The organism is Mesorhizobium sp. C089B (genome assembly GCF_030323125.1).
Lineage (GTDB): Bacteria > Pseudomonadota > Alphaproteobacteria > Rhizobiales > Rhizobiaceae > Mesorhizobium.
This window is the reverse complement of the sequence record NZ_CP100469.1, coordinates 2,145,511-2,166,944: the sequence shown is the minus strand read 5'-3', so window position 1 is coordinate 2,166,944 and position 21,434 is coordinate 2,145,511. Positions and strand designations below refer to the sequence as shown.

The window sequence follows — 21,434 nt, the reverse complement described above, 5'->3', positions numbered from 1 at the left end:
TGACGGTGATATAGGCCTGCGTGAGCAGAAACTAAATCGCAAATGCGAAGCGCTTGAATGGAAATGCGACATCGTTTGCGACATTATTGGGCATGGTGCCCAAAATTTACGATTACTTACAGTGTGTTATCGGCGACATTGAGGCGCCATGCAAGTGACGCATATGCGCCATGCAGCGGCGACACGGCTCTGAAAATCATTTGAGTGCAAATAAGTTGGAGAAAGCCTGCAGGGCCAATAGAGAAGGCCTGCCGGGCTGGTCTGCGCGGCAGGCCTTCAGCACAAGGTACACAATGGTTTACTTTGCTCCAGCCCAGGATCCGACGCCGTGGCGTGCACCGGTCTTGGTGTCGGCAGCTTCAGGCCAGCCGATATCCTTCTGCAGTTCGATCGGCAGCGAGCGGATCGCACGTTCGGTCTGGAAGCGGGCGCGGGCCGCGCTCAATTCGGTCGCAAGCCGACCGATGGATGACAGGATAGACATTTCATTCTCCTTTGGTTGTGGCACGTCCCGCATGAACGCGTTCCGTCGCCTGGATATTCCGCATCGAGTGCAATTCCGTGTCAGGAGCGTTGGAGCCATGGCACGTCCTGCCTTCGATGGAGTTGACTATCCTCCCAATCTGATGTTCAATCAAACGAAATGGAATGATGCTTCACATCAGAAAAATTGAAGGTCGATCCCGATGAACGCCCCACTCAATCATCCGCTGCCGCTGCTCGATCTCGACGTTTTGCGCACCTTCGTGGCCATTGCAGAGACCGGCAGTTTCACCACGGCGGCCAATGCGGTGTTCCGCACGCCGTCGGCGGTCTCCATGCAGATCAAGAAGCTCGAGGACATTCTCGGGCGCTCTGTTTTCGCGCGGGATGCGCGCTCGGTGACGCTGACCACGGATGGCGAGATGCTGCTCGGTTATGCCCGCCGGCTGTTGTCGATCAACCGCGAGGTGGTGTCGAAGTTCATCATCCCCGAGATCGTCGGCGTGGTGCGGCTCGGCTCGCCGGACGACTATGGCGAGCGCGTGTTGCCGCATGTGCTGAAGCGTTTCGCGCAGTCGCATCCGTCGATTGCCGTCGACGTCACCATCGACCAGAGCAGCAATCTGCGCCGCCGCATGGACGACCGGGCGCTCGACATCACGCTGCTGACCAATTCCTTCAAGACCAGCGCACTCGGCGCCGAGGTGCTGCTCACCGAGCCGATCGTCTGGGCCGGCGCCAAGGGCGGCAGCGCGCATCTGCGCGAGCCTTTGCCGGTGTCGCTGTGGGAAGAGGGCTGCGCCTGGCGGGCCGGCGCGCTCGATGCGCTGAGCCGTGAAGGCCGCAATTACCGCATCGCCTATATGAGCGCCCACACGGCAGGCCAGCGCGCCGCCATCATGTCGGATCTCGCGGTTGCACCGTTGCCGAAGTCGTTCCTGGGCAACGACATGGTCGAGCTTTGCCCGAAGGACGGCATGCCCGATATCGGCACCTACAATCTGGCGATGGTGGTGTCGCCGGACGCCAGCGCGCCGGTCAAGGCCGTCGCCGACCATATCCGTGCGACGTTCGAGCTTTTCCGCGAAACCGGCAAGTTCTAGAGCGGTTCACCGTTTCACGGAAACGGCGAGCCGCTCTAACTCCTTGTTTTGACTCAATTCCCAAGGGAAAGCGCTACACGCTTTCCCGGGAAAACCGTTTTACACTTTTCCTGGAATTGCTCTGCTATTCCGCTGCTTGGGCGGGGCGCGCCGCGAGAGCGGGTCGCGCCGTGCGCCGCGCAGTTGCGCGCCGCTTGGTGGGCTCACCTTCAAGGAAGGCGACGATGCTGTCCCTGGCGCGACGCGCCTCCGGCATCTCGATCAGCGGCCAGACGTGGAACATGCCTTCCTCATAGACGACGTCGATATCGACGCCGGCAGCGCGTGCCTTTTTGGCGAAGATCAGATTGTCGGGGCTGAGCAGGTCGTGCGAGCCGGTCAGAAGCAGGGTCTGCGGCAGCACCGAGAGGTCGCCATAGAGCGGACTGATATGCCAGTCCCTGCGATCGATGCCGGCACTGTACATGCGGATCGCTTCCAGCCCGCCGGAAATGCCGAGCCACGGATCGTTGCGTTCCGCCTCGAACACTTCGGGGTTGGACAGCGACATGTCGAGGCCGGGTGAAATCAGCACGTGGCGCGACGGCAAGGGCAGGCCTTCCTCAGCCGCCATCATGGTCAGCACGACGGCCATGTTGCCGCCCGCGGAATCGCCCATGAAGACGATGTCTTCAGCGTCGGTCTCATCCAGCATCTGCCGGTAGACGTCGCCGACCATGCCGAACATGGCGTGGAAATCATGCTCCGGCGCGATGGGATAGATCGGCACGGTGATGCCGAAACCCAAGCGCTCGGCCACCTCGGCGATCAACCCCCAATGATAGGATGTGATCTGGAAGACATAGGCGCCGCCATGCATGTAGAGGATGCGCCTGCGTTCGCCGGCCTTCGGCGCGATTTCATAGACAGGGAAGCCATCGACGCTGCGCTCGGTGATATCGAGCTGCTCCCGCAGCAATGCCGGGGGATGATGATCCTCGGTCTTGCGGGCATAGGCGATCCAGCGCTGCAGGTTTTCCGGGCTGGCAAATGCCTTCTTGCGGCTGTGCCGGAGGATGAAGGAAACGAGGTGGCTTTTGAAACTGGGCATTCGCGTACACAAGCTCGGCCGCAGCCGACTAAGAGAATTCCCCCACTGTCTCGAAGATCGTACCTCCAGCCGAAATGTCAAGATTCTGGCCCAAGCCAACACGGTTGTTTGATCAGCCAGGTCCGCTGTTTTGCGCAGCGCGGCTCAGCGCCGGGGCAGCAGCGCGGCGCGCAGCTTGATGTCGGTCGCAGCCGGGACCATGCGGCGGCCCCGGCGCTTGGTCAGCAATTTGCACTTGTCGGCGAAGGTCATCAGCGGCCCGAGCCCAGGATCAGACGCGACAGGTTGGTCTGGGCGTCGATGCGCGGCGACACGGGCCAGCCGATGTCCTTCTGGATTTCGGGTGGCAGGTTGTTCATGGCGCGCACGGCCTGTGCATTCTTCATGGCCGCACGAAAACGGCCCAGGGTCTCGAACATCTCTATTCTCCTTTGGAGCGTTGTGGCGGCGGAATAGTCCGGTCCGCCATTCGATGTCCGTTAAATGCTTCACGTCTGTATCGGACGGATTGCGCCAAAACAGCGTTTCGGTTTCCAGATCGGTGCGATCTGGAAACATTTGCATACAAATGAAATTGGGCGAATTGGCGGCCTTCGTAAGGCGGCTTATTCCCGGCTGCGCCTGGCGGCATGGCCTTCGCGCGAACGCCGGCGCGGGGCGGCGTCGCCGGCGACGCCATCCTCGCTGACGGTCTTGCGTGGCGGCAATTTCACCGCCGCCGACAGTTTCGGGAACGGATCGACCTTGTTGGGAAGCGCCATCGCGTAGACGAAATGCTCCTGGAATTTCGGCTCCAGAGCGGTCTCGATCTTCTCGATGTGGCTGACCGTGTCCTCGATCTCGCGGCGATAGCCACGATTGAGCAGCGCCATCCGCGCACCGGCGCCGGCGGCGTTGCCGACGGCCGAGACCTTGTCGAGGTCGCAGTCCGGGATCAGGCCGAGCACCATGGCGTATTTCGGATCGATGAACGAGCCGAACGCGCCGGCGAAATGGATGCGGTCGACGTGTTCGGTGTTCTGCTTTTCCATCAGAAGCTTGGTGCCGGCATAGAGCGCCGCCTTTGCAAGCTGGATGGCGCGCACGTCGGTCTGGGTGATGGTGATCTTGGGTTCGCCTTCCTTCAAGACATAAGAGAAGGTGCGGCCGTTGACCGTGACGCGCGGCGACCGCTCGGCCAGCGACCCGTCGATCACTCCATCCTCGGAGATGATGCCGGCGAGGTACATTTCGGCCACGATCTCGATGATGCCGGAGCCGCAAATGCCGGTGACGCCGGTCGCCTGCACGCTGTCGAGGAAGCTGGGATCGTCGGACCAGAGTTCAGAGCCGATGACGCGGTATTTCGGCTCCAGCGTATCGGGGTCGATGCGCACGCGTTCGATGGCGCCGGGGGCAGCGCGCTGGCCGCCGGAGATTTCCGCGCCCTCGAAGGCGGGACCGGTGGGCGAGGAGGCTGCGACCACCCGCTTGCGGTTGCCAAGCACGATCTCGGCATTGGTGCCGACGTCGACGATCAGCATCATCTCGTCCTGGCGGTGCGGGCCTTCCGACAGCGTCACGGCTGCGGCGTCGGCGCCGACATGGCCGGCAATGCAAGGCAGCATATAGAGGCGGGCGCCCTGGTTGAGCTTCAGGCCGATATCGGAGGCTTTGATGCGCACCGCGCCCGAGACGGCGAGTGCGAAGGGCGCGCCGCCGAGTTCGGTCGGATCGATGCCGAGGAACAGATGGTGCATGATCGGATTGCCGACAAAGACGGAATCCAGGATGTCGTTGCGCTGGACATTGCCTTCCGCGCAGACCTTGTCGACAAGGCCCGAGATCGCCTCGCGCACGGCGACCGTCATGCCTTCGCGGCCGTCCGGGTTCATCATCACATAGGAGACGCGGCTCATCAGATCCTCGCCGAAGCGGATCTGCGGGTTGGAGGTGCCCGACGAAGCGGCGACGCGGCCCGACAGCAACGACACCAGATGCATGGCGATGGTGGTCGAGCCGATGTCGCAGGCCAGTCCATAGGCCTCGTTCTTGAGGCCGGGCCAGAGTGCTATGACGCGGGCGATGTCGCTTTCGGCATCCTTGTGGATGGCCGCGGTCGCGGTCCAGTTACCCTTGCGCAGTATGCCTTGCATCTGCGGCATCAGGTAGAAGTCGAATTCGAGGTTTTTAAAGCCCCAATCCTTCATCAAGGCGATCTTGAGGCGGTCGAGATCGCCCAGCGGCTTGTGCATGTCGGGCTCTTCGATCTCGACATAGCACATGCGGATCGCCGCATCGCGGGCGATGACGCGCGTGTCGGCATCCTTGCGGATGGTCTGGGCGTTGATGACCGTGTCCTGCGGCACGTCGATGACGAGGTCGCCGAGAATCTGCGCCGAGCAGGACAGGCGGCGCCGCTCGGGCAGGCCGCGGACGCGCTCATAGCGCTCTTCCTTGGCGCCCTTGGGCGAGATGTGGTCGTTGGACGAGACGATCTTGTGCTTGGCGAAATTGCCTTCCTGCACCTCGATCTGGCAGCGCCCACAGGTGGCGCGGCCGCCGCAGACGCTTTCGACATAGACACCGAGCTGGCGCGCGGCGTCGAGCACCGGCGTGCCGACAGGAAACCGCCCGCGCTTGCCTGACGGCATGAACAGCACGAGCGGATCAGTAATGTTTGCAGGCGAGTTCATATTTTCATTACTCGACTAAGCCGGCACTGGGAAAAGATTTCACATATGCGAGGCTTGCCAGATAGGAAGCGATGAGCGGCAGCGGATACCATCGCAGCCAAAACATGGAGAAATTGTCCAGTCTTTGCCGGTCCAATGTCCTTGCGGGAATTGCCCCGAGCAGAAGTGGAAATGCGATCAGGACAAACATTAGAAAGGCAGTGGCGTAGATACACAGAACAAAATACCGGAGGTATTCATGACTCAGATAGCCGAAGGCATAGGACCCGGCCAAAAGCATAAATACGCTGCAAAAAGCCACTCGCAGAATTACCTGCCAGTTCGGCATTTCAGGCCTTGTGCGGTCTTGATCTGTCAAGAAAACCGTGTCCTGTCTCGCTCTATCCCCTGGCCATGCGGGCTTCACGGCCGCCGCGACGGCGACCGCCATTGCCGCCGCCTTCGCCCGGAGCGTTAACCGCGGTGGGCGCTGCGACCGCCTGACCGCCTTCGGCCGGCTTGTAGTCCTTGTAGGTCCTGATCCAGTTGGTGCAGTTCTCGTCGGTGCCGTTGAGCACATTGGCGCCGCGCACGGCTTCCATTTCCTGCGGGCGCACCGGGTTCATGATCGCCGAGGTCATGCCGGCGCCGATCACCATCGGGATGAAGGCGGCGTTGATGCCGTGGCGGTGCGGCAGGCCGAACGAGATGTTGGACAGGCCGCAAGTGGTGTTGACCTTGAGCTCTTCACGCAGGCGGCGCAACAGCGCGAAGACCTGGCGGCCGGCATCGCCCAGCGCGCCGATCGGCATCACCAGTGGGTCGACGACGACGTCATGCGCGGGAATGCCGAAATCGGCGCAGCGCTGCACGATCTTTTTGGCGACGGCAAAGCGCACATCCGGATCCATCGAAATGCCGGTCTCGTCGTTGGAGATGGCGACGACTGGAACGTTGTACTTCTTGACCAGCGGCAGGATGGCTTCGAGCTTTTCCTCTTCGCCGGTCACGGAGTTGACCAGCGGCCGGCCCTTGGCGACCTTGAGCGCTGCCTCGATGGCGGCGGTCACCGACGAGTCGATCGACAGCGGCAGGTCGACCAGGCCCTGGACGATCTCCAGCGTCTGCACCAGCAGGCCGGGTTCGGTTTCGTTCGGATTAACGGAGGTGACGCCGGCATTGACGTCGAGCATTGTGGCGCCGCAGGCGGCCTGTTCCAGCGCATCCTTGATGACGGTCTCGAAATTGCCGGCGATCATCTCGGCGGCCAGCTTCTTGCGGCCGGTCGGGTTGATGCGCTCGCCGATGACGCAGAAAGGCTGGTCGAAGCCGATGATGATCTCTCGTGTCGCCGAGGCGACGATGGTCCGGGTCATGAAGTTTCTCCGCCTGATATAAAGATTTCTTTATATCGTTGTCTGGTTTCATTCAAGCGAATGGCTGGCCGTCCGCGCTGTCAGTGCGCGGTCTTCACCATATCCACCTGCGTTTCGGTAATGTCGTCGTGCAGTATGCTCTCGAGCCGGTCGGCGACCATCTGATCGTCGTGGCGGATCTCACGTTTCCATGGCTGGCGGCCTTTCAGCACACCCGATTCATCGACGATCTCGGCGACATATTCCTCCTGGCGGTAGGCCATCACATGGATGCCGGAGACACCAGGAATTTCCTTCACCTCGTTGATGACGTCGGTGCAGAGCTGCTTGCCTTCCTTCTTCTGGTCCTGCGCGCCTTCCAGCCGCTTGATGATGGTATCGGGAATATGAATGCCCGGCACGTTGGAGCGGATCCATTTGGCCGTCTTGGCCGAAGCCAGCGGGCCGACGCCGCACAGGATGAAAACTTTTTCCGTATGCCCCAAGTCCCGCGCCCTCTGCATGAAGGTTCTGAACATCGGCACGTCGAAGCAATACTGCGTCTGCACGAACTGCGCGCCGGCGGCGATCTTCTTGCCGAGATGGATCGGGCGGAAATCGAAGGGTGGCGCGAAGGGGTTGACGGCGGCGCCGAGGAAAATTTGCGGCGGCGTCGTCAACTTGCGGCCGGACAGGAACTTGCCGTTGTCGCGCATGATGCGGCAGGTTTCCAGCAACGACATGGAATCGAGGTCGAAGACAGGCTTGGCGCCGGGCTGGTCGCCGGCCTGGACGCCGTCGCCGGTGAGGCACAGCATGTTGGCGACGCCCATCGCCGCACCGCCCAGCACGTCGCCCTGGATGGCGATGCGGTTCCTGTCGCGGCAGGCAATCTGCATGATCGGGGCATAGCCCATGCGGGTCAAAAGCGCGCAGATGCCGACCGAGGACATGTGGCAGTTGGCGCCGGAGGCATCGACGGCATTGATGGCGTCGACCCAGCCGTCGAAGATTTTCGCGCGGTTATAGACGTCTTCGGGATCGGCGCTGTCGGGCGGGTTGAGCTCGGTGGTAACCGCGAATTCGCCGCGCCGCAGCACACGCTCCAGTCGGCCACGTGAGGAGTGGCCGGGCAGGGGATCGAGCGGCAGATGGATGCCGGCCGGGTTTTCATCGCGCTGGCGGCCGATCACGCGGCCGCTCCAGTGTTGGCTTTGGCCGCTGCTTCACGGGCCGCTGCCGACTGCGCCGTCACCCGCAGCCAGGCCGAGGTTTCGCGCAGCGACTGGTCGACCGGCTTCTGCACGGTCAGGATCCTGTCGCCATGCTCCATGTTCCGCGAGCCTTCCCAGGCCTTGACCCAGACGCAAGGCATATCGGGCTCGACCTCGCAATTGCCGTTGGCGCGCACACCGCCGCAAGGGCCGTTGCGCAGCTGCTTGGGGCAGTTCATCGGGCACGACATGCCGGTCGAGGACAGGATGCACTGGCCGCACATGCGGCAGTCGAACATGAAGCCCTTGACGCGCCTTTCGACAAACTTGATCGGCGCCTCGACGCGCCCATAGCCGAGGCCTTTCCAAAGCGGATGAAGAAGCAGGAACATGTCGGCGAACCTGGAGTAGAACCATTCGAGCAATCGCGAGTGCCGAATGGACCACAGCCTGATGGCAAACGACCGCTGCACGCGCCGCTGCGGCGACACGTCGGCCGGCTTGTAGTCGGATTTCGGCGCTGCTTTCTTGACCTGAGTGGCCTGGGTAACCGGCTGGGTAACCCTTGGCCCCTCTTTGGCAGGAGTGGTTTCAGACATTTTCTTTCCCGCCCGCCTTGACCAGAGCGACCAGCCGCTCGCGGTCGTATTTCGCGTCGATGTCGCTGAATGCCTTCTCGACCTCGGCTTCGAGGTCGTCGCCGACCGGGATCGGATCGGCCTTGCGCCATTCGGCGAGGTAATCGTCGGTGCCGCCGGCGCCGGTGCGCATGGCGCACATATCGATCGCCTCGGTGAAGCGCAGCGGCAGTTCGCGCTTGGCGTTCTGCCGGCCCTTCTTGACGATGACCTGGGCGGGGATGTCGCGCCAATAGACGACGATCAGATCGGCCATGAATTCTCTCACTCCCTGTAGAGCGCCGTGCGTCCATGAGGGAAACGACGTTCCACCACTTTATCCAGCTGGTGTGAGCATTGCCGGATGCGCAGTGGGGCTGCTTGTTATGGGACGACGCGCGCGCATTCAAAAGCGACGCTATTGAGAGTCGCAAAAAGAAAGGCGAGATTCCGAGGGAAGGCTGGCTACCAAACCCGCTTGGTCAGGCCGGTCCAGAGATAGAACCAGATCGTCGGATGGTACCATTGTTTCGACGGCAGGCCGGGGTCGATCGTGGCCAACTTTCCGTCCAAGGCGTCGCGGACCGCCTCGACGCAGATGTCGCGCGAGAACGCCGCCTGGCGCAACGCATAGCTCGAAATGATGTCGCCGGGCTCCGGCTTGCCGCGCGCCTGTTTCAACACGCCGCCGGTGTCGACGCCGGCGTCGACCAGATGCACGGTGGTGCCGAAATTCTGGAGATCGCCGGAGGCCAGCGCCCAGTAGCCGCCATTCATGCCGCGGTATTTGGGCGCGATGCCGGCGTGGTAGTTGAGCACCGGGCAGGGCATTTGCGCCAGCGTCTGCCGGGACAAAATCCGGCAGCCGGCGAGCAGCACCACGCCCGGGCGGATGTCGGCGACCGCCTGCAGGCAATCGGGCCCGTCGGCGGAGGAGACGTGGATGATCTTTTGTCCCGGCCTCGGCTCTGTCTGCAGTTTTTGCGCTGCGATCAGCCGCTCCGCGTGCCCGGCGAAGAAGCGTTTGCCGAGCCTGGTCAGCACCATCGTGCCAAGCTGGCCGATGGCCGAAAACAAGCCCTGGCGGCGCGCCCGGCCGAGCAGCAATTGTTTTTTGGATTCAGGGCTTTCGAGGATGACGCTGACAGGACCGAACTGGTCGGCGATGGCGTTGACGATGGCCCAGATGTGCGGCCCGCCTTCGGTGACGATGACGATCGCAGCACTTTTTTCAACCGCTGATGCCATGGCGCGCTTTCTTGCCGGCGCGCAACCATTTGCCGTGCGCCGCCCGGCTCAATTCTGTGCCGGGCGAGGTTAAATCTTGATGACCGCCGGGCCAGCGAGAGACCAACGGATCAGCGCTTGAACTCGATGATGTCAAGTTTCGATTCGTAGTAGGGCGCCGGGAATTCGATGCGCCATTCATTGGCGCTGGTGCGGAAGGCATAGCCGACCTGGTCGCTTTCCGGGCCGCTGCCATAGGGTTTTGGCTTGTTATCATTGACATAGCCGGAGCCGAGATAGATCGCGCGTTTTTCGCTATCGTCGAAGAAACGGCCCTTGGTGCGTTGCGAGCCGCTGACCTTTTCCAGCTGCCAGCCGGAGCCATCGTCCGTGACCTTGCACTTGAACCAGCCATAGATGACCAGCGGGCCGGTCAGGCCCACCTTGATGGTTCGGCATTGCCAGTTGCCGCTCAGGTCCTTGTCGGAAAAGGCCACTATCGGCTTTGCCAGCAGCGCGTCGAGTTGGCTGACCTCAGCCGGGTCTCCCGCTTTTGCCTCGGCCAGCGCCGCCTTGCGGGTCTCGCCATATTTGTGGAGCCGCACCTTGTCGGCAGGCGTGATGATCTTCTGCACCTCGCCGTCGGCGCGAGCGGGCAAGACGAGGCAGAGGAGGCCAAGGGCGGAGAGCAGGACGCGAGGGGTCATCGGGACGTTCCGTGTTCGGATGGCTGAATCAGCCTGTTTGCTTGTTGCTCACAACTTAACCATCCGCGGCGGCCTGTCATCTGTTCTCGACAGCGTCCCGGCTCAAGAACCGCTTCAGGCGTGGGCGGCGGCCTGCGCCAGCCCGGCCGTCAGGTCGCCATAGCCCGTCGAGCGGCGCTCATAGGCGAGGCCAAGCATCTTCGCGGCCTTCTCGGCGACTTTGTCGAGTTCCGGATCGTCGGTCTGGGCGATGTAGATCAGCTTCTGGTAGTTGCCGAAATATTCCTTGATCAGCTCCGGGTGCTTGTCGAGGCCGAGCGGCTTCATGAAGAAGGCGTCGAACTGGCGGCACAGGAAATCGGTCATGTAGAACGACATCATGTCGTCGTCGGCGACCTTCGCATAGGCGTCCATGCCCTGGTAGAAGGCAAAGCAGTGCGGCCCGGCCATGCGCTCGACGCCGTGCTTCTCCAGGACCCGGTCGAGCATGCCGCCGGTACCGCAATCGGCATAGCCGACGAAGATGTTGCTATAGCCTTCCGCCTTGGCCTTTTCGATCGCCTTGTCCATCGCCGGTGCGATGCGGTCGGGGTAGAAATGGAACTCCGCCGGCAGGCAGGTCAGGTCGAGATGGTCGAGCTTGAGCTGCTCCTTGACGGCCAAAACTTCGCGCGCAATCATTCCACAGGCGATGACCAGCAGCCTGTCGTCTTGGTTCGGTTTCGTTTTTTGCATTCTGGCCATGGAACCCGGTCGAAGCGGCCTTCGTTGCTGTGGGGCGAATCTATCGAGAGAGGGATAAACCGTCCATGAAACTGTTACGCGTTGCGCCGATTGCAATCCTTGCCTGCGTCCTGGCGCTTACGGCCTGTGCCAACACCGTCCGTGGTGTCGGCCGGGATATCAAATCGACTGCCAAAGCCGTCGACGACACCGTCACCAAACCCTGACGCAGCCATCCGTTCCAATAGCTGGGAACAAAAAAGCCGCGCTGCAAGGCGCGGCTTTCGATTGTGGGCCAGACGCCTTACGGAAGAGATCAGGCTGAAGCGCGCATATTATGCTTGCGCTTCATGAAGTCCTTCGCGGTCTCGACCGCCACAGCCGCGTCGCGGCAATAGGCATCGGCGCCGACGGCCTTGCCGAATTCCTCGTTGAGCGGCGCGCCGCCGACCAGGACGACATAGTCGTCGCGGATGCCCTTTTCCTTCATCGTGTCGATGACGACCTTCATGTAGGGCATGGTCGTGGTCAAAAGCGCCGACATGCCGATAATGTCGGGCTGGTGCTGCTCGATGGCGTCGAGGTATTTTTCCACCGCATTGTTGATGCCGAGATCGATGACGTCGAAGCCGGCGCCTTCCATCATCATGCCGACGAGGTTCTTGCCGATGTCGTGGATGTCGCCCTTGACGGTGCCGATCACCATCTTGCCCTGCTTCGGCGCGCCGGTGGCGGCCAGCAGCGGGCGCAGGATGAACATGCCGGCCTTCATGGCGTTGGCCGACAGCAGCACCTCGGGAACGAACAGGATGCCGTCGCGAAAGTCCTCGCCGACGATGCGCATGCCTTCGACCAGAGCTTCGGTCAGCACCTTGTAGGGCACCCAGCCGCGCTCGAGCAGGATGTTGGTGCCTTCCTCGATCTCTTCCTTCAGCCCGTCATAGAGATCGTCGTGCATCTGCTGCACCAACTCGTCGTCGGAAAGCTCGGAGAGGATGATCTCGTCGTCGGCCATTTTTCTCGGGCTCCTTGCCGCACGGGATGCGACCACGGCGGCTTAAAATAATCGCGTCAATACCTAACCCGGCGGGGGCAGGTATCCATAGCTGATTTGCGACTTCCCGCAAAAGGAAAGCGACCGCAAATCTATTGGAATTCTTGTCGATTTTGCGACAGGCGTTGGCGCTGGCGGGCCGTTTCGAATAGGGTGCATGGCTACGATCCGGGCGAGAAGCCGCCATACGCGGCCGCAAACGGTTTTTAGGGAAAAACGATCATGAGTGAAAACGCGTCAGTCGACCAGGAAGCGTCCAATGCGCGACGTGGACGTGCTGCCAGCGGCGGCGCGGCTGCAAGGCGGGCGGCGCGCTCGGGCGGCGGACCGGGCACCCAGCTCACCTATATCAAGCGCAAGATCAACATCTATGAGGTCCTCAACGAGGAAGGCCTGGCGATTATCGAAAACAACACCGATACGGTGCTGGAAGAGATCGGCATCATCTTTCGCGACGACGCCGAGGCGCTGCAGCTTTGGAAAGAGGCGGGCGCCGACGTCAAGGGCGAGCGCGTGCATTTTCCCAAGGGCCTCTGCCGCTCGCTGCTGAAGACCGCGCCGCCCATCTACACCCAGCATGCGCGCAACGCCGAACGTTCGGTGCAGATCGGCGGCAACGCCACGGTCTTCGCGCCGGTCTATGGTCCGCCCTTCGTGCGCGATCTCGACGGTGTCAGGCGCTACGCGACGATCGAGGATTTCCGGAATTTCGTGAAGCTCGCCTATATGGCGCCGTCGATTCACCATTCGGGCGGCACGGTTTGCGAGCCGGTCGACGTGCCGGTCAACAAACGCCATCTCGACATGATCTACAGCCACATCAAATATTCGGACAAACCGTTCATGGGTTCGGTGACGGCGCCAGAGCGGGCCGAAGACACCGTCGCCATGGCCAAGATCGTGTTCGGCGACGATTTCGTCGAAAACAACACCGTGCTGACCAGCCTGATCAACGCCAATTCGCCGATGGTGTTCGACGAAACCATGCTGGGCGCGCTGAAGGTTTATTCGCGTCACAACCAGGCTTGCATCGTCACGCCGTTCATCCTTGCCGGCGCGATGAGCCCGGTCACGGTGGCCGGCACGCTGACGCAGGTTCTGGCAGAGGTGCTGGCCGGCGCCTCTTTCACGCAGTTGATCCGTCCCGGCGCGCCGGTGCTGTTCGGCACCTTCGCCTCGTCGATCTCCATGCAGTCTGGTGCGCCGACCTTCGGCACACCGGAGCCGTCGCTGGTTTCCTACGGCGCCGCACAGCTTGCCCGCCGGCTCGGTCTGCCGTTCCGCACCGGCGGCTCGCTCTGCGCCTCCAAGGTTCCGGATGCGCAGGCCGCCTACGAGAGCGCCAACACGCTCAACTCGACCATTCTTGCCGGCACCAATTTCGTCCTGCATTCGGCCGGCTGGCTCGAAGGCGGACTGGCGTCCTGCTACGAAAAATTCATGATGGACATCGATCAGCTCGGCATGACGCAAAAGTTTTCCGAAGGCGTCGACCTCTCGGAAAACGGCCAGGCGATGGACGCCATCCGCCAGGTCGGCCCGGGCAGCCACTATCTCGGCTGCGACCACACCCAGGCCAATTTCCAGACCGCCTTCTACCGCTCCAGCATCGCCGACAACAATTCCTACGAGCAGTGGCTGGCCGAGGGCGAGAAGACAGCGCCGCAGCGCGCCAACGAACTCGCCCGCCGCTGGCTGGAGACCTACGAGGCGCCTTATCTCGATCCGGGCATCGACGACGGCCTGAAGGACTACATAGCGACGAAGAAGGCGTCGATGGCTGACGCCTTCACCTGAAAGGAGCCCGAGTCAGGCGGGGCTAAAGTCGCCAACATCATCCACAAGGAAGTCTGGCGGAGCGCTTTCTCCGACCCGGACAAGAAGGGATGATTGCGCGGCGCCCGGCTGACGAGATAGCGGCCGCGCTTTCCGCCGACGGCCTCATCCTGCGCGGCGGCTTCAATTTCGCAACAAGCGAAACGCCGCCGCATGGCCCTTCAGTTGCCCCCGCCAAATCCGTGCTGTTGGTGGGGCAGGCGGGAGCGGCACCCTGGCCGCATTTCCTGCGCTGGCGCGACCGGCAACCGCAAACCATTGCTAATCCGCTCGACACATGGTCGCGCGCAGTGATCGGTGCGGTGGCGGAGAAATTCGGCGCGCGCGCCGTTTCGCCTTCGGACAGACCTTATCTGCCGTTCCAGCAATGGGCGATGCGAGCGGAGGGGCTGAGACCGTCGCCGCTGGGCATCCTGATGCATCCGCAGTACGGGCTCTGGCATGCCTATCGCGGCGCGTTGCTGTTCGAGGATGAGATCGCGCTTCCTGAACGTCGCGAAGCGATTCACCTTTGCGACGCCTGTGTCGCAAAACCTTGCCTGAAATCCTGTCCGGTTGACGCCTATTCCGCGGATGGTTTCGCTCATCAGGCTTGCCTGGCGCATGTGCGGGGATCGAAGGGCGAACCATGCCGCGGCGGCGGCTGCCTCGACCGCAACGCCTGTCCGTATGGCACGGCCCATCGCTATCCGCCTGAGGTTCAGGCCTTTCACATGACGGCGTTTGCCGGCCTGTAGCCGGGTCGAAAGCCCGCACAAAGTGTTGAACGGGATTGTCAGGGAACGGCTTGCCCTGACGGTGCCTGCTTATATGTATCGCACGACATTTAACGGAGCGGGCCATGGCGAAGCAGGACATTGAGATCAAGACCGGGGACGGCGTGGCGAAAGCCGGGCTGTTCCGCTCGGCGACCGCTTCCTCGTCCAGGGCCGGCATCATTCTCTATATGGACGCTTTCGGTCCGCGACCGGCGCTCGACGCAATGGCGGAACGGCTGGCAGGCGAGGGCTATGCCGTGCTGGTGCCGGATCTTTTCTATCGCAAAGCACCCTACGGGCCGTTCGAGCCCAAGACCGCTTTCGTCGTCGAGGAGACCAAGGTCGCGCTGACGGCGTTGGTCCACGGCACGACACAGGACATGACCATCCGCGACAGCAGGGCGTTCCTCGACACGCTTACCGCTGAAGGTGTCACCGGACCGGTCGGTGTCGTCGGTTACTGCATGGGCGGGGCGCGGGCCTTGAATGCGGCTGCAACCTATCCCGATCGCATCGTGGCGGCGGCGAGCTTCCATGGCGGCAATCTGGCCAGCGATGCCGCCGACAGCCCGCACCGCAAGGCCGCAATGATCAAGGCGCGCGTCTATGTCGGGACATCGGGCGTCGACCGCAGCTTTCCGCCGGAGCAGTCGGCGCGGCTGGTCGAGGCGCTGCGCGTGGCGGAGGTCGACCACGCCATCGAAAACTATGCCGGCATGGCGCATGGCTGGTGCGTGTCGGACCACAGCGTCTTCAACGCGGCCGGCGCCGAACGTCATTGGAAGCGACTGACGACGCTGTTCGCCGAGACGCTGATCTAACGAGGCGTTGCCTGAAGTCGCAACGAACGGGTAGAGACTGCACGATTGGCGCGGCCTGTTAAAACAGCGCCGGTCGAGCGGGAACGAACAGCCTGATGCAATCCTATGATGTCGTGGTGATCGGCGCCGGTGCGGCCGGAATGATGTGCGCCATCGAGGCGGGCAAGCGCGGCCGCTCGGTCCTGGTGCTCGATCACGCGGCAAAGCCCGGCGAGAAGATCCGCATCTCCGGCGGTGGCCGCTGCAATTTCACCAACATCCATGCGAGCCCGAAGAATTTCATCTCGGGCAATCCGCATTTCTGCATCTCGGCGCTCAGCCGCTACACGCAGCGCGATTTCATCGAGTTCGTCGAACGCCACGGCATCGCCTATCACGAGAAGACGCTGGGACAGCTGTTTTGCGACGGCTCGGCGCGGCTGATCATCGACATGCTGGTTTCCGACATGCAGGATTGGGGTGTGGAACTGGCGTTGTCGACCGAGGTGAGGAACGTCAGCAAGACCGCGGACGGGTTTGTGCTGACGCTCTCCGCTGGCAGCGTCGCTTGCAGCTCGTTAGTCGTGGCTTGCGGGGGCAAGTCGATCCCCAAAATGGGCGCGTCCGGTTTCGGCTACGAGCTTGCGGCGCAATTCGGCCTTGCGGTGGTGGAAACACGGCCGGCGCTGGTGCCGCTTACCTTCGACGCAAGAACGCTGGAGCGGCTGGCGCCTTTGGCCGGCAATGCCGTCGATGCCGAAGTCGCCTGCGGCAAGACGCGGTTTTCAGAAGCGATGCTGTTTACGCATCGCGGCTTGAGCGGGCCTTCCATCCTGCAAATATCGTCCTATTGGCGCGAGGGCGACGAGATCCGCATCGCCATGCTGCCGGGGAGGGATGTGGCGGAACTGCTTCGCGCCGCCCGGCGCGTCAACGGCAGGCAAGCGGTGCAGACGGTGCTTGCAAACCATTTGCCGAAGCGCCTTGCGCAAGCAGTCGCCGAGCGCAGTGGGATCGATGGCAATCTCGCTGATTTGACAGACCTGCAAATGAAAACCGTCGAAGCCGCCGTCAACGACTGGCGCATCAAGCCGGCCGGCTCCGAGGGTTACCGCACGGCGGAAGTGACGCTTGGCGGTGTCGATACCAACGGGCTCGATCAGAAGACGATGCAGGCGAAATCCGTGCCGGGGCTGTTTTTCATCGGCGAAGTCGTCGATGTCACGGGCTGGCTGGGCGGCTATAATTTTCAGTGGGCTTGGTCGTCCGGCTGGGCCTCGGGCCAGGTGTGCTGATATTCAGGTGAGGCCGGCCTGCAAACGACGGCTTTCAGTGCTTCCGGTGCTCGCGTACCAAAAGTACGCTCCACTCCGGTTCTCGAAATCCATCGTTTTCGGCTCGGCCTCACCTGAATCTCAGCGCACCTGTTGCGCGTGCATCCGTCGCCTCGGAAAAAAATCTTTCCATAACCCCAAGGATTGGCCATTAGCCTTCGTCCAACAGGCAAATGATGGCGATGATGCTGGATGAAAGCGAAGCCTCCGACGCCGAATTGATCGGGCGGGCGAAGGGCGGAGACAGGGGTGCCTTCGGCAAATTGCTGGAGCGGCACTACGACTTCGTCTATCGCGCCGCCTATCGCTGGTGCGGAAAGAAGGCCGATGCCGAAGACATCGCCCAGGAGGTCTGTGTCCGTCTCGGCAAGGCGATCCGCGACTATCGCGGCGGCGGCGCGTTCACGACATGGCTCTATTCCGTGACGCTGAACGCGGCGCGCGACATGATGCGCAAGACCACGCGCGAAAACGTCAAGACCGAGGCTTTCGGCGCCTACAGCATGATTTCGGGAGAGGCCTCGGCCGAGCCCGAAGATCCGACTGAGGCGCTCTGGGCAGCGGTGCGGCAATTGCCGGACAAGCAGCGCGATGCAGTACTTCTGGTCTATGGCGAAGGTTTGAGCCACGCGGCCGCCGCCGAGGCGATGGCAATCTCGGAGACGACGGTTTCCTGGCACATCCATGAAGCGAAGAAACGGCTGAAGACGTTGATGCGTTCAGCCGGGGAAGTGTGACCATGGTCGACGACAACGAACTCAACAGGCTGCGCGACGCAGCAGTACCGGCGCCGGGCGAAAGCGCGAAGGCACGCGCCTTCGAAGCCGCCATGAGCGCCTATGATCAGGAAAATATTTCTGCCGTCACCCAAGGATCGGTCGGCGGGCTTCGTCTCACAGAGCGAGCACAAAAGCTCTGGAGCGAGATCATGCAAAAGAAACTCATCGCCACGCCAGCCATTGCCGGGCTCGTCGCCCTGCCGATCGCCGGATACGCCACCTTTCATATGCTGAGGGAACAGCCGTCGCCGTTCGGCAGCGACGAGAAGATCACTGAGACGCTGGCCGACAAGCCGGCAACCAATGGGCCGGCGATCAACGCGCCGGTAAAAGACAAGCAGGCGCCTGAAGGCGACAAGAAGGCCGACGCCGACGCGCGAAGCCGCGACACTACTACGACGCTTACGCCGCCCGCGCCGCCGAAGCCCGAATCGACCGTTGCTGTCGCCCCTGCGCAGCAGGATGCGCTGGGGCGCGGCGTGTTGGCCGAGCCTGCGCCAGTTGAGAGCCGCGAGTTTTCGCTTGACGGCACCGCTGCCCCGGCCGGCGGCGCGCGGGTCGACCGCATGGCCGGCGCGACCGAATCCAAGTACCTGGCGCAGACCTCTACCATGCCGGCCGACCAGATTGCGCCGCAGGAGCCAAACCGCGACCGCGTCGAGGATTTCAAGACCAATCCGGTGCATGCAGCGCTTCAGGATCCGGTCTCGACCTTCTCGATCGACGTCGACACCGCTTCCTATTCCTTCGTCCGCGGCTCGCTGAAGCAGGGCTACCTGCCGCAGGCCGACACGGTGCGCGTCGAGGAGATGGTCAATTACTTCCCCTATGACTGGAAGGGGCCGGACTCGGCTTCGACGCCGTTCAATTCGACCGTCAGCGTCATGCCGACGCCGTGGAACGGGCACACCAAGCTGATGCACGTCGCCATCAAGGGCTTCGACATCAAGCCGGTCGAGCAGCCCAAGGCCAATCTGGTGTTCCTGATCGACGTCTCGGGTTCGATGGACGAGCCTGACAAGCTGCCACTGCTCAAGTCGGCTTTCCGGCTGCTGGTCAGCAAGCTCAAGGCGGACGACACCATCTCGATCGTCACCTATGCCGGTGACGCCGGCACCGTGCTGATGCCGACCAAGGTTACCGAGAAGGACAAGATCCTCAACGCCATCGACAATCTGTCGCCCGGCGGCTCGACGGCCGGCGAGGCGGGCATCAAGGAAGCCTACAGGCTTGCCCAGCAGTCCTTCGTCAAGGACGGCATCAACCGTGTGATGCTGGCCACGGACGGCGACTTCAATGTCGGCCAGACCGATGACGACGATCTGAAGCGGCTGATCGAGCAGGAGCGCAGGACCGGCGTGTTCCTGTCGGTATTCGGCTTCGGCCGCGGCAATCTGAACGACCAGATGATGCAGACCATCGCCCAGAACGGCAACGGCACCGCCGCCTATGTCGACACGCTGGCCGAGGCCGAGAAGGTTCTGGTCGAGGATGCCTCATCGACGCTGTTCACCATCGCCAAGGACGTCAAGATCCAGGTCGAGTTCAATCCGGACAAGGTCTCGGAGTACCGGCTGATCGGCTATGAAACCCGCGCCTTGAACCGCGAGGACTTCAACAATGACCGCGTCGATGCCGGCGATATCGGCTCAGGTCATTCGGTGACGGCCATCTACGAGATCACGCCGAAGGGCAGTGGCGGCGAGCAGATGGATCCGCTGCGCTACGGCCAGGCAACGGTCAACAATGGCGGCGTCGCCAATGCCGACGAATATGCATTCGTCAAGATCCGCTACAAGCTGCCGAACGAAGACGTCTCGAAGCTGATCACCACGCCGGTGACGTCGGCCAACGAGGTCCAGTCTTTCGACCAGGCCAGCACCGACCAGCGTTTCTCCATCGCTGTCGCCGCCTTCGGCCAGAAGCTGCGCGACGAGGATGCGACCGCGAAGTTCGGCTACGACAAGATCATGGAGATTGCCACCGCCGCCCGAGGAGCCGACCCGTTTGGGTACAGGTCCGAGTTCCTTTCGCTTGTGCGCCTTGCCTCGGCGCTCGGCGGTAACCGGTAGTGGCAATACAGCCGGTTCCTTTCAGACGGGGGTCGTTCTGATACGGGGAACCGGCTACGGGCGGGTGAGGCAGGCCGGCGGGGAAAACCCTGCCGGCCTTTTTTCGGATCGATTGATCCGAAGCGCACAGATGATCCGCCTGATCGTTAAATTGCGCAGCTTTTCCGGAACGTCATCGCAATGCCCTGCTATTATTGCATGGGGTCGGGACTGGGCTTGGGGAGCCGGGAATTGCAGATCATGAACATTGGAAACACGACGCCGGCGGTGAGACACACGCAGGCGTCGGGAACGCTGTCGCCAGAATCCAGGCGCATCATGGATGACGTCGACGCAGCCCGGAATACCGCAAAGTCGGCGCTGACCAATGACCGCTTTCGCGTCATGCTGGAGCAGATCGGCAATCCGCAGTCGTCGGGTGACCTGGTGACGATGAATGAAAGCGCCGACAGCACCGCCCTGGATTTCAAGACGGCGCTATCGCGTTACGCTGAAAACAGCGAATAAGTTCGATATCAGGCCCGGGTGCGGCGGCGTTCGCGGCGGGCTTCGCTGGTCTCGGCGGTGTTTTCCGTCGCCACCTTGTTGCGCATCGGACCGATGCGCTCGACGATCGCCGCGACGGTCGGGCGTTCGGATTTGGTGTGCGCGTCGAGCGCCTTGCGCATGGCGGCAAGGTGCTGGAACGACGTGCCGCAGCAGCCACCGATGATCTTCGCGCCGCCATCCACCGCCAGCCGGACATAGTCGGCCATCAGCTCCGGCGTGCCGGAATAATGGATCTCGGTGCCACGAAATTCGGGAATGCCGCAATTGCCCTTGACGATCACCGTCGCTTCCGGCTTCGCCTCGGTCATGTCGAGCAGCGAGGCCAGGATGTCGGAGGCGCCGACGCCGCAATTGGCGCCGACACCGAGCGGTGTCTCTGAAAGTCCGTCGACGACGCCGTGGATATCCCTGGGCAGCAGGCCCATCATGGTGCGGCCGGCAGTGTCGAATGAACCGGTATAGGTGTAGGGCAGGCCGACGCGGATGGCGGCCTCCGCCGCGGCGCGGATTTCGTCCGGCGCAGACATGGTCTCGATCCAGGCGACTTCGGCGCCGCCTTCCTTGAGACCCTCGATCTGCTCGGCAAAAGCCTCGACTGCTTCGTCATAGGTCATGGCGCCGAGCGGCACCAGCAACTCGCCGGTCGGGCCGACCGAGCCGGCGACGATGACTTTCCTGCCGGCCTTGTCGGCGACCGCGCGGGCAATCTCGGCGGCGCGCTTGTTCAGCGCATGCACGCGGTCCTGCGCATGGTGCAGCTTCAGCCGGTGGCGCGTGCCGCCGAACGAGTTGGTGAGAATGATATCGGCGCCGGCGTCGACGAAATTCTGGTGCAGGCTGGTGATGGTGTCGGGCGCTGTCTCGTTCAGCAACTCCGGCGCTTCGCCGGCCTCCAGACCCATGGCGAACAGATTGGTGCCGGTGGCGCCATCGGCGAGCAGCACGCCCTTTTCGGCCAGCAGAGCATCGATGGGATTGTTCGCGGTCATCGGATCGACTTTCAGATATTTGAATGGAATAAGGATATAAAGAAGTCTTTATGTCCAGTCAATGTGTTTGCAACCTGCAATGCCGCGCGG

The 21,434-nt window shown here is 62.4% G+C and carries 23 protein-coding genes; 9 read left to right on the top strand and 14 right to left on the bottom strand.

The genetic code is table 11. The features are described from left to right. Positions 1-298: 298 nt before the first annotated feature. Entirely contained in the window at positions 299-484 is a 186-nt protein-coding gene (locus NLY44_RS11015) for a hypothetical protein (protein WP_023681786.1), read from the bottom strand. A 202-nt stretch (positions 485-686) separates the two neighbouring features. On the opposite strand from NLY44_RS11015, the gene NLY44_RS11010 reads away from it, so the two are divergent. After that, positions 687-1,586, top strand: a complete 900-nt coding sequence (locus NLY44_RS11010; protein WP_023805469.1) for a LysR substrate-binding domain-containing protein — start codon at positions 687-689, stop codon at positions 1,584-1,586. Between the two features lie 124 nt (positions 1,587-1,710). Here the strand turns inward: NLY44_RS11010 and NLY44_RS11005 are convergent, their stop codons facing one another. The 11 genes from NLY44_RS11005 to NLY44_RS10955 form a co-directional block, all read right to left on the bottom strand. After that, positions 1,711-2,676: an alpha/beta hydrolase gene (locus NLY44_RS11005; protein ID WP_023688109.1), complete on the bottom strand. Its 966-nt coding sequence runs from the start codon at positions 2,674-2,676 to the stop codon at positions 1,711-1,713. A 251-nt stretch (positions 2,677-2,927) separates the two neighbouring features. Continuing rightward, positions 2,928-3,095 (bottom strand): hypothetical protein, encoded by a 168-nt coding sequence (locus NLY44_RS11000; RefSeq protein WP_196813564.1) that lies wholly within the window; start codon positions 3,093-3,095, stop codon positions 2,928-2,930. A 186-nt stretch (positions 3,096-3,281) separates the two neighbouring features. Next, the gene (locus NLY44_RS10995; protein ID WP_023805468.1) at positions 3,282-5,351 is read right to left on the bottom strand and encodes an ASKHA domain-containing protein; all 2,070 of its coding nucleotides are present in this window, start codon (positions 5,349-5,351) and stop codon (positions 3,282-3,284) included. Between the two features lie 7 nt (positions 5,352-5,358). Then, positions 5,359-5,709 (bottom strand): hypothetical protein, encoded by a 351-nt coding sequence (locus tag NLY44_RS10990; protein ID WP_156929758.1) that lies wholly within the window; start codon positions 5,707-5,709, stop codon positions 5,359-5,361. Positions 5,710-5,731: 22 nt separating this feature from the next. Beyond that, positions 5,732-6,706, bottom strand: coding sequence for a methyltetrahydrofolate cobalamin methyltransferase (locus NLY44_RS10985; RefSeq protein ID WP_023670394.1), 975 nt, complete (start codon positions 6,704-6,706; stop codon positions 5,732-5,734). An 80-nt stretch (positions 6,707-6,786) separates the two neighbouring features. Next, positions 6,787-7,878, bottom strand: a complete 1,092-nt coding sequence (locus NLY44_RS10980) for a methylenetetrahydrofolate reductase (RefSeq protein ID WP_286457155.1) — start codon at positions 7,876-7,878, stop codon at positions 6,787-6,789. Beyond that, on the bottom strand, positions 7,875-8,498 hold the full coding sequence (locus NLY44_RS10975) for a methylenetetrahydrofolate reductase C-terminal domain-containing protein (protein ID WP_023688112.1): 624 nt from the start codon (positions 8,496-8,498) through the stop codon (positions 7,875-7,877). Before NLY44_RS10975 ends, NLY44_RS10980 begins: the two co-directional genes overlap by 4 nt. Continuing rightward, a complete protein-coding gene (locus NLY44_RS10970) occupies positions 8,491-8,793 on the bottom strand; it encodes a virulence factor (protein ID WP_023670397.1) in 303 nt (100 codons plus the stop codon). The genes NLY44_RS10975 and NLY44_RS10970 overlap by 8 nt, the downstream gene beginning before the upstream one ends. A 188-nt stretch (positions 8,794-8,981) precedes the next feature. Continuing rightward, on the bottom strand, positions 8,982-9,764 hold the full coding sequence (locus NLY44_RS10965) for a formyl transferase (RefSeq protein ID WP_023746829.1): 783 nt from the start codon (positions 9,762-9,764) through the stop codon (positions 8,982-8,984). A gap of 110 nt (positions 9,765-9,874) precedes the next feature. After that, positions 9,875-10,450, bottom strand: coding sequence for a DUF4893 domain-containing protein (locus NLY44_RS10960; protein ID WP_023681777.1), 576 nt, complete (start codon positions 10,448-10,450; stop codon positions 9,875-9,877). Positions 10,451-10,564: 114 nt separating this feature from the next. Then, complete coding sequence (locus tag NLY44_RS10955; protein WP_023805466.1) at positions 10,565-11,194, bottom strand: DUF1638 domain-containing protein; 630 nt, start codon at positions 11,192-11,194, stop codon at positions 10,565-10,567. A gap of 65 nt (positions 11,195-11,259) precedes the next feature. Here NLY44_RS10955 and NLY44_RS10950 point away from each other — a divergent pair, with 65 nt between their 5' ends. Continuing rightward, the gene (locus tag NLY44_RS10950) at positions 11,260-11,400 is read left to right on the top strand and encodes an entericidin A/B family lipoprotein (RefSeq protein WP_023670401.1); all 141 of its coding nucleotides are present in this window, start codon (positions 11,260-11,262) and stop codon (positions 11,398-11,400) included. Between the two features lie 89 nt (positions 11,401-11,489). On the opposite strand, the gene NLY44_RS10945 is transcribed toward NLY44_RS10950, so the two are convergent. Continuing rightward, the gene (locus tag NLY44_RS10945) at positions 11,490-12,188 is read right to left on the bottom strand and encodes a cobalamin B12-binding domain-containing protein (protein ID WP_023670402.1); all 699 of its coding nucleotides are present in this window, start codon (positions 12,186-12,188) and stop codon (positions 11,490-11,492) included. Between the two features lie 261 nt (positions 12,189-12,449). Between NLY44_RS10945 and NLY44_RS10940 the strand changes: the two genes are divergently transcribed. The 7 genes from NLY44_RS10940 to NLY44_RS10910 all read left to right on the top strand — a co-directional run bounded on the left by NLY44_RS10940 (position 12,450) and on the right by NLY44_RS10910 (position 20,313). Then, positions 12,450-14,024 (top strand): trimethylamine methyltransferase family protein, encoded by a 1,575-nt coding sequence (locus NLY44_RS10940; protein ID WP_023670403.1) that lies wholly within the window; start codon positions 12,450-12,452, stop codon positions 14,022-14,024. 89 nt (positions 14,025-14,113) lie between these two features. Then, complete coding sequence (locus NLY44_RS10935) at positions 14,114-14,800, top strand: hypothetical protein (RefSeq protein ID WP_023805465.1); 687 nt, start codon at positions 14,114-14,116, stop codon at positions 14,798-14,800. Positions 14,801-14,904: 104 nt separating this feature from the next. After that, positions 14,905-15,642, top strand: a complete 738-nt coding sequence (locus tag NLY44_RS10930) for a dienelactone hydrolase family protein (protein WP_023691017.1) — start codon at positions 14,905-14,907, stop codon at positions 15,640-15,642. 95 nt (positions 15,643-15,737) lie between these two features. Next, entirely contained in the window at positions 15,738-16,916 is a 1,179-nt protein-coding gene (locus NLY44_RS10925) for a BaiN/RdsA family NAD(P)/FAD-dependent oxidoreductase (protein WP_023805464.1), read from the top strand. 215 nt (positions 16,917-17,131) lie between these two features. Further along, complete coding sequence (locus NLY44_RS10920; protein ID WP_023696454.1) at positions 17,132-17,692, top strand: RNA polymerase sigma factor; 561 nt, start codon at positions 17,132-17,134, stop codon at positions 17,690-17,692. A gap of 2 nt (positions 17,693-17,694) precedes the next feature. After that, positions 17,695-19,806: a vWA domain-containing protein gene (locus NLY44_RS10915; RefSeq protein ID WP_023805463.1), complete on the top strand. Its 2,112-nt coding sequence runs from the start codon at positions 17,695-17,697 to the stop codon at positions 19,804-19,806. A gap of 240 nt (positions 19,807-20,046) precedes the next feature. Next, positions 20,047-20,313 (top strand): hypothetical protein, encoded by a 267-nt coding sequence (locus tag NLY44_RS10910; protein WP_023753429.1) that lies wholly within the window; start codon positions 20,047-20,049, stop codon positions 20,311-20,313. An 8-nt stretch (positions 20,314-20,321) separates the two neighbouring features. Here the strand turns inward: NLY44_RS10910 and bmt are convergent, their stop codons facing one another. Then, entirely contained in the window at positions 20,322-21,344 is a 1,023-nt protein-coding gene (gene bmt / locus NLY44_RS10905) for a betaine--homocysteine S-methyltransferase (protein ID WP_023805462.1), read from the bottom strand. Positions 21,345-21,434 lie beyond the last annotated feature (90 nt).

Excerpts from the sequence above, each read along its gene's own strand:
- NLY44_RS10930 (WP_023691017.1), top strand. The coding sequence starts at position 14,905 with ATGGCGAAGCAGGACATTGAGATCAAGACCGGGGACGGCGTGGCGAAA.
- NLY44_RS10920 (WP_023696454.1), top strand. The coding sequence starts at position 17,132 with ATGGCGATGATGCTGGATGAAAGCGAAGCCTCCGACGCCGAATTGATC.
- NLY44_RS11010 (WP_023805469.1), top strand. The coding sequence starts at position 687 with ATGAACGCCCCACTCAATCATCCGCTGCCGCTGCTCGATCTCGACGTT.
- NLY44_RS10915 (WP_023805463.1), top strand. The coding sequence starts at position 17,695 with ATGGTCGACGACAACGAACTCAACAGGCTGCGCGACGCAGCAGTACCG.
- NLY44_RS10985 (WP_023670394.1), bottom strand. The coding sequence starts at position 6,706 with ATGACCCGGACCATCGTCGCCTCGGCGACACGAGAGATCATCATCGGC.
- bmt (WP_023805462.1), bottom strand. The coding sequence starts at position 21,344 with ATGACCGCGAACAATCCCATCGATGCTCTGCTGGCCGAAAAGGGCGTG.
- NLY44_RS10945 (WP_023670402.1), bottom strand. The coding sequence starts at position 12,188 with ATGGCCGACGACGAGATCATCCTCTCCGAGCTTTCCGACGACGAGTTG.
- NLY44_RS10975 (WP_023688112.1), bottom strand. The coding sequence starts at position 8,498 with ATGTCTGAAACCACTCCTGCCAAAGAGGGGCCAAGGGTTACCCAGCCG.
- NLY44_RS10965 (WP_023746829.1), bottom strand. The coding sequence starts at position 9,764 with ATGGCATCAGCGGTTGAAAAAAGTGCTGCGATCGTCATCGTCACCGAA.
- NLY44_RS10960 (WP_023681777.1), bottom strand. The coding sequence starts at position 10,450 with ATGACCCCTCGCGTCCTGCTCTCCGCCCTTGGCCTCCTCTGCCTCGTC.
- NLY44_RS10970 (WP_023670397.1), bottom strand. The coding sequence starts at position 8,793 with ATGGCCGATCTGATCGTCGTCTATTGGCGCGACATCCCCGCCCAGGTC.
- NLY44_RS10940 (WP_023670403.1), top strand. The coding sequence starts at position 12,450 with ATGAGTGAAAACGCGTCAGTCGACCAGGAAGCGTCCAATGCGCGACGT.
- NLY44_RS10955 (WP_023805466.1), bottom strand. The coding sequence starts at position 11,194 with ATGGCCAGAATGCAAAAAACGAAACCGAACCAAGACGACAGGCTGCTG.
- NLY44_RS10995 (WP_023805468.1), bottom strand. The coding sequence starts at position 5,351 with ATGAACTCGCCTGCAAACATTACTGATCCGCTCGTGCTGTTCATGCCG.
- NLY44_RS10950 (WP_023670401.1), top strand. The coding sequence starts at position 11,260 with ATGAAACTGTTACGCGTTGCGCCGATTGCAATCCTTGCCTGCGTCCTG.
- NLY44_RS11005 (WP_023688109.1), bottom strand. The coding sequence starts at position 2,676 with ATGCCCAGTTTCAAAAGCCACCTCGTTTCCTTCATCCTCCGGCACAGC.
- NLY44_RS11000 (WP_196813564.1), bottom strand. The coding sequence starts at position 3,095 with ATGTTCGAGACCCTGGGCCGTTTTCGTGCGGCCATGAAGAATGCACAG.
- NLY44_RS10935 (WP_023805465.1), top strand. The coding sequence starts at position 14,114 with ATGATTGCGCGGCGCCCGGCTGACGAGATAGCGGCCGCGCTTTCCGCC.
- NLY44_RS11015 (WP_023681786.1), bottom strand. The coding sequence starts at position 484 with ATGTCTATCCTGTCATCCATCGGTCGGCTTGCGACCGAATTGAGCGCG.
- NLY44_RS10925 (WP_023805464.1), top strand. The coding sequence starts at position 15,738 with ATGCAATCCTATGATGTCGTGGTGATCGGCGCCGGTGCGGCCGGAATG.
- NLY44_RS10910 (WP_023753429.1), top strand. The coding sequence starts at position 20,047 with ATGAACATTGGAAACACGACGCCGGCGGTGAGACACACGCAGGCGTCG.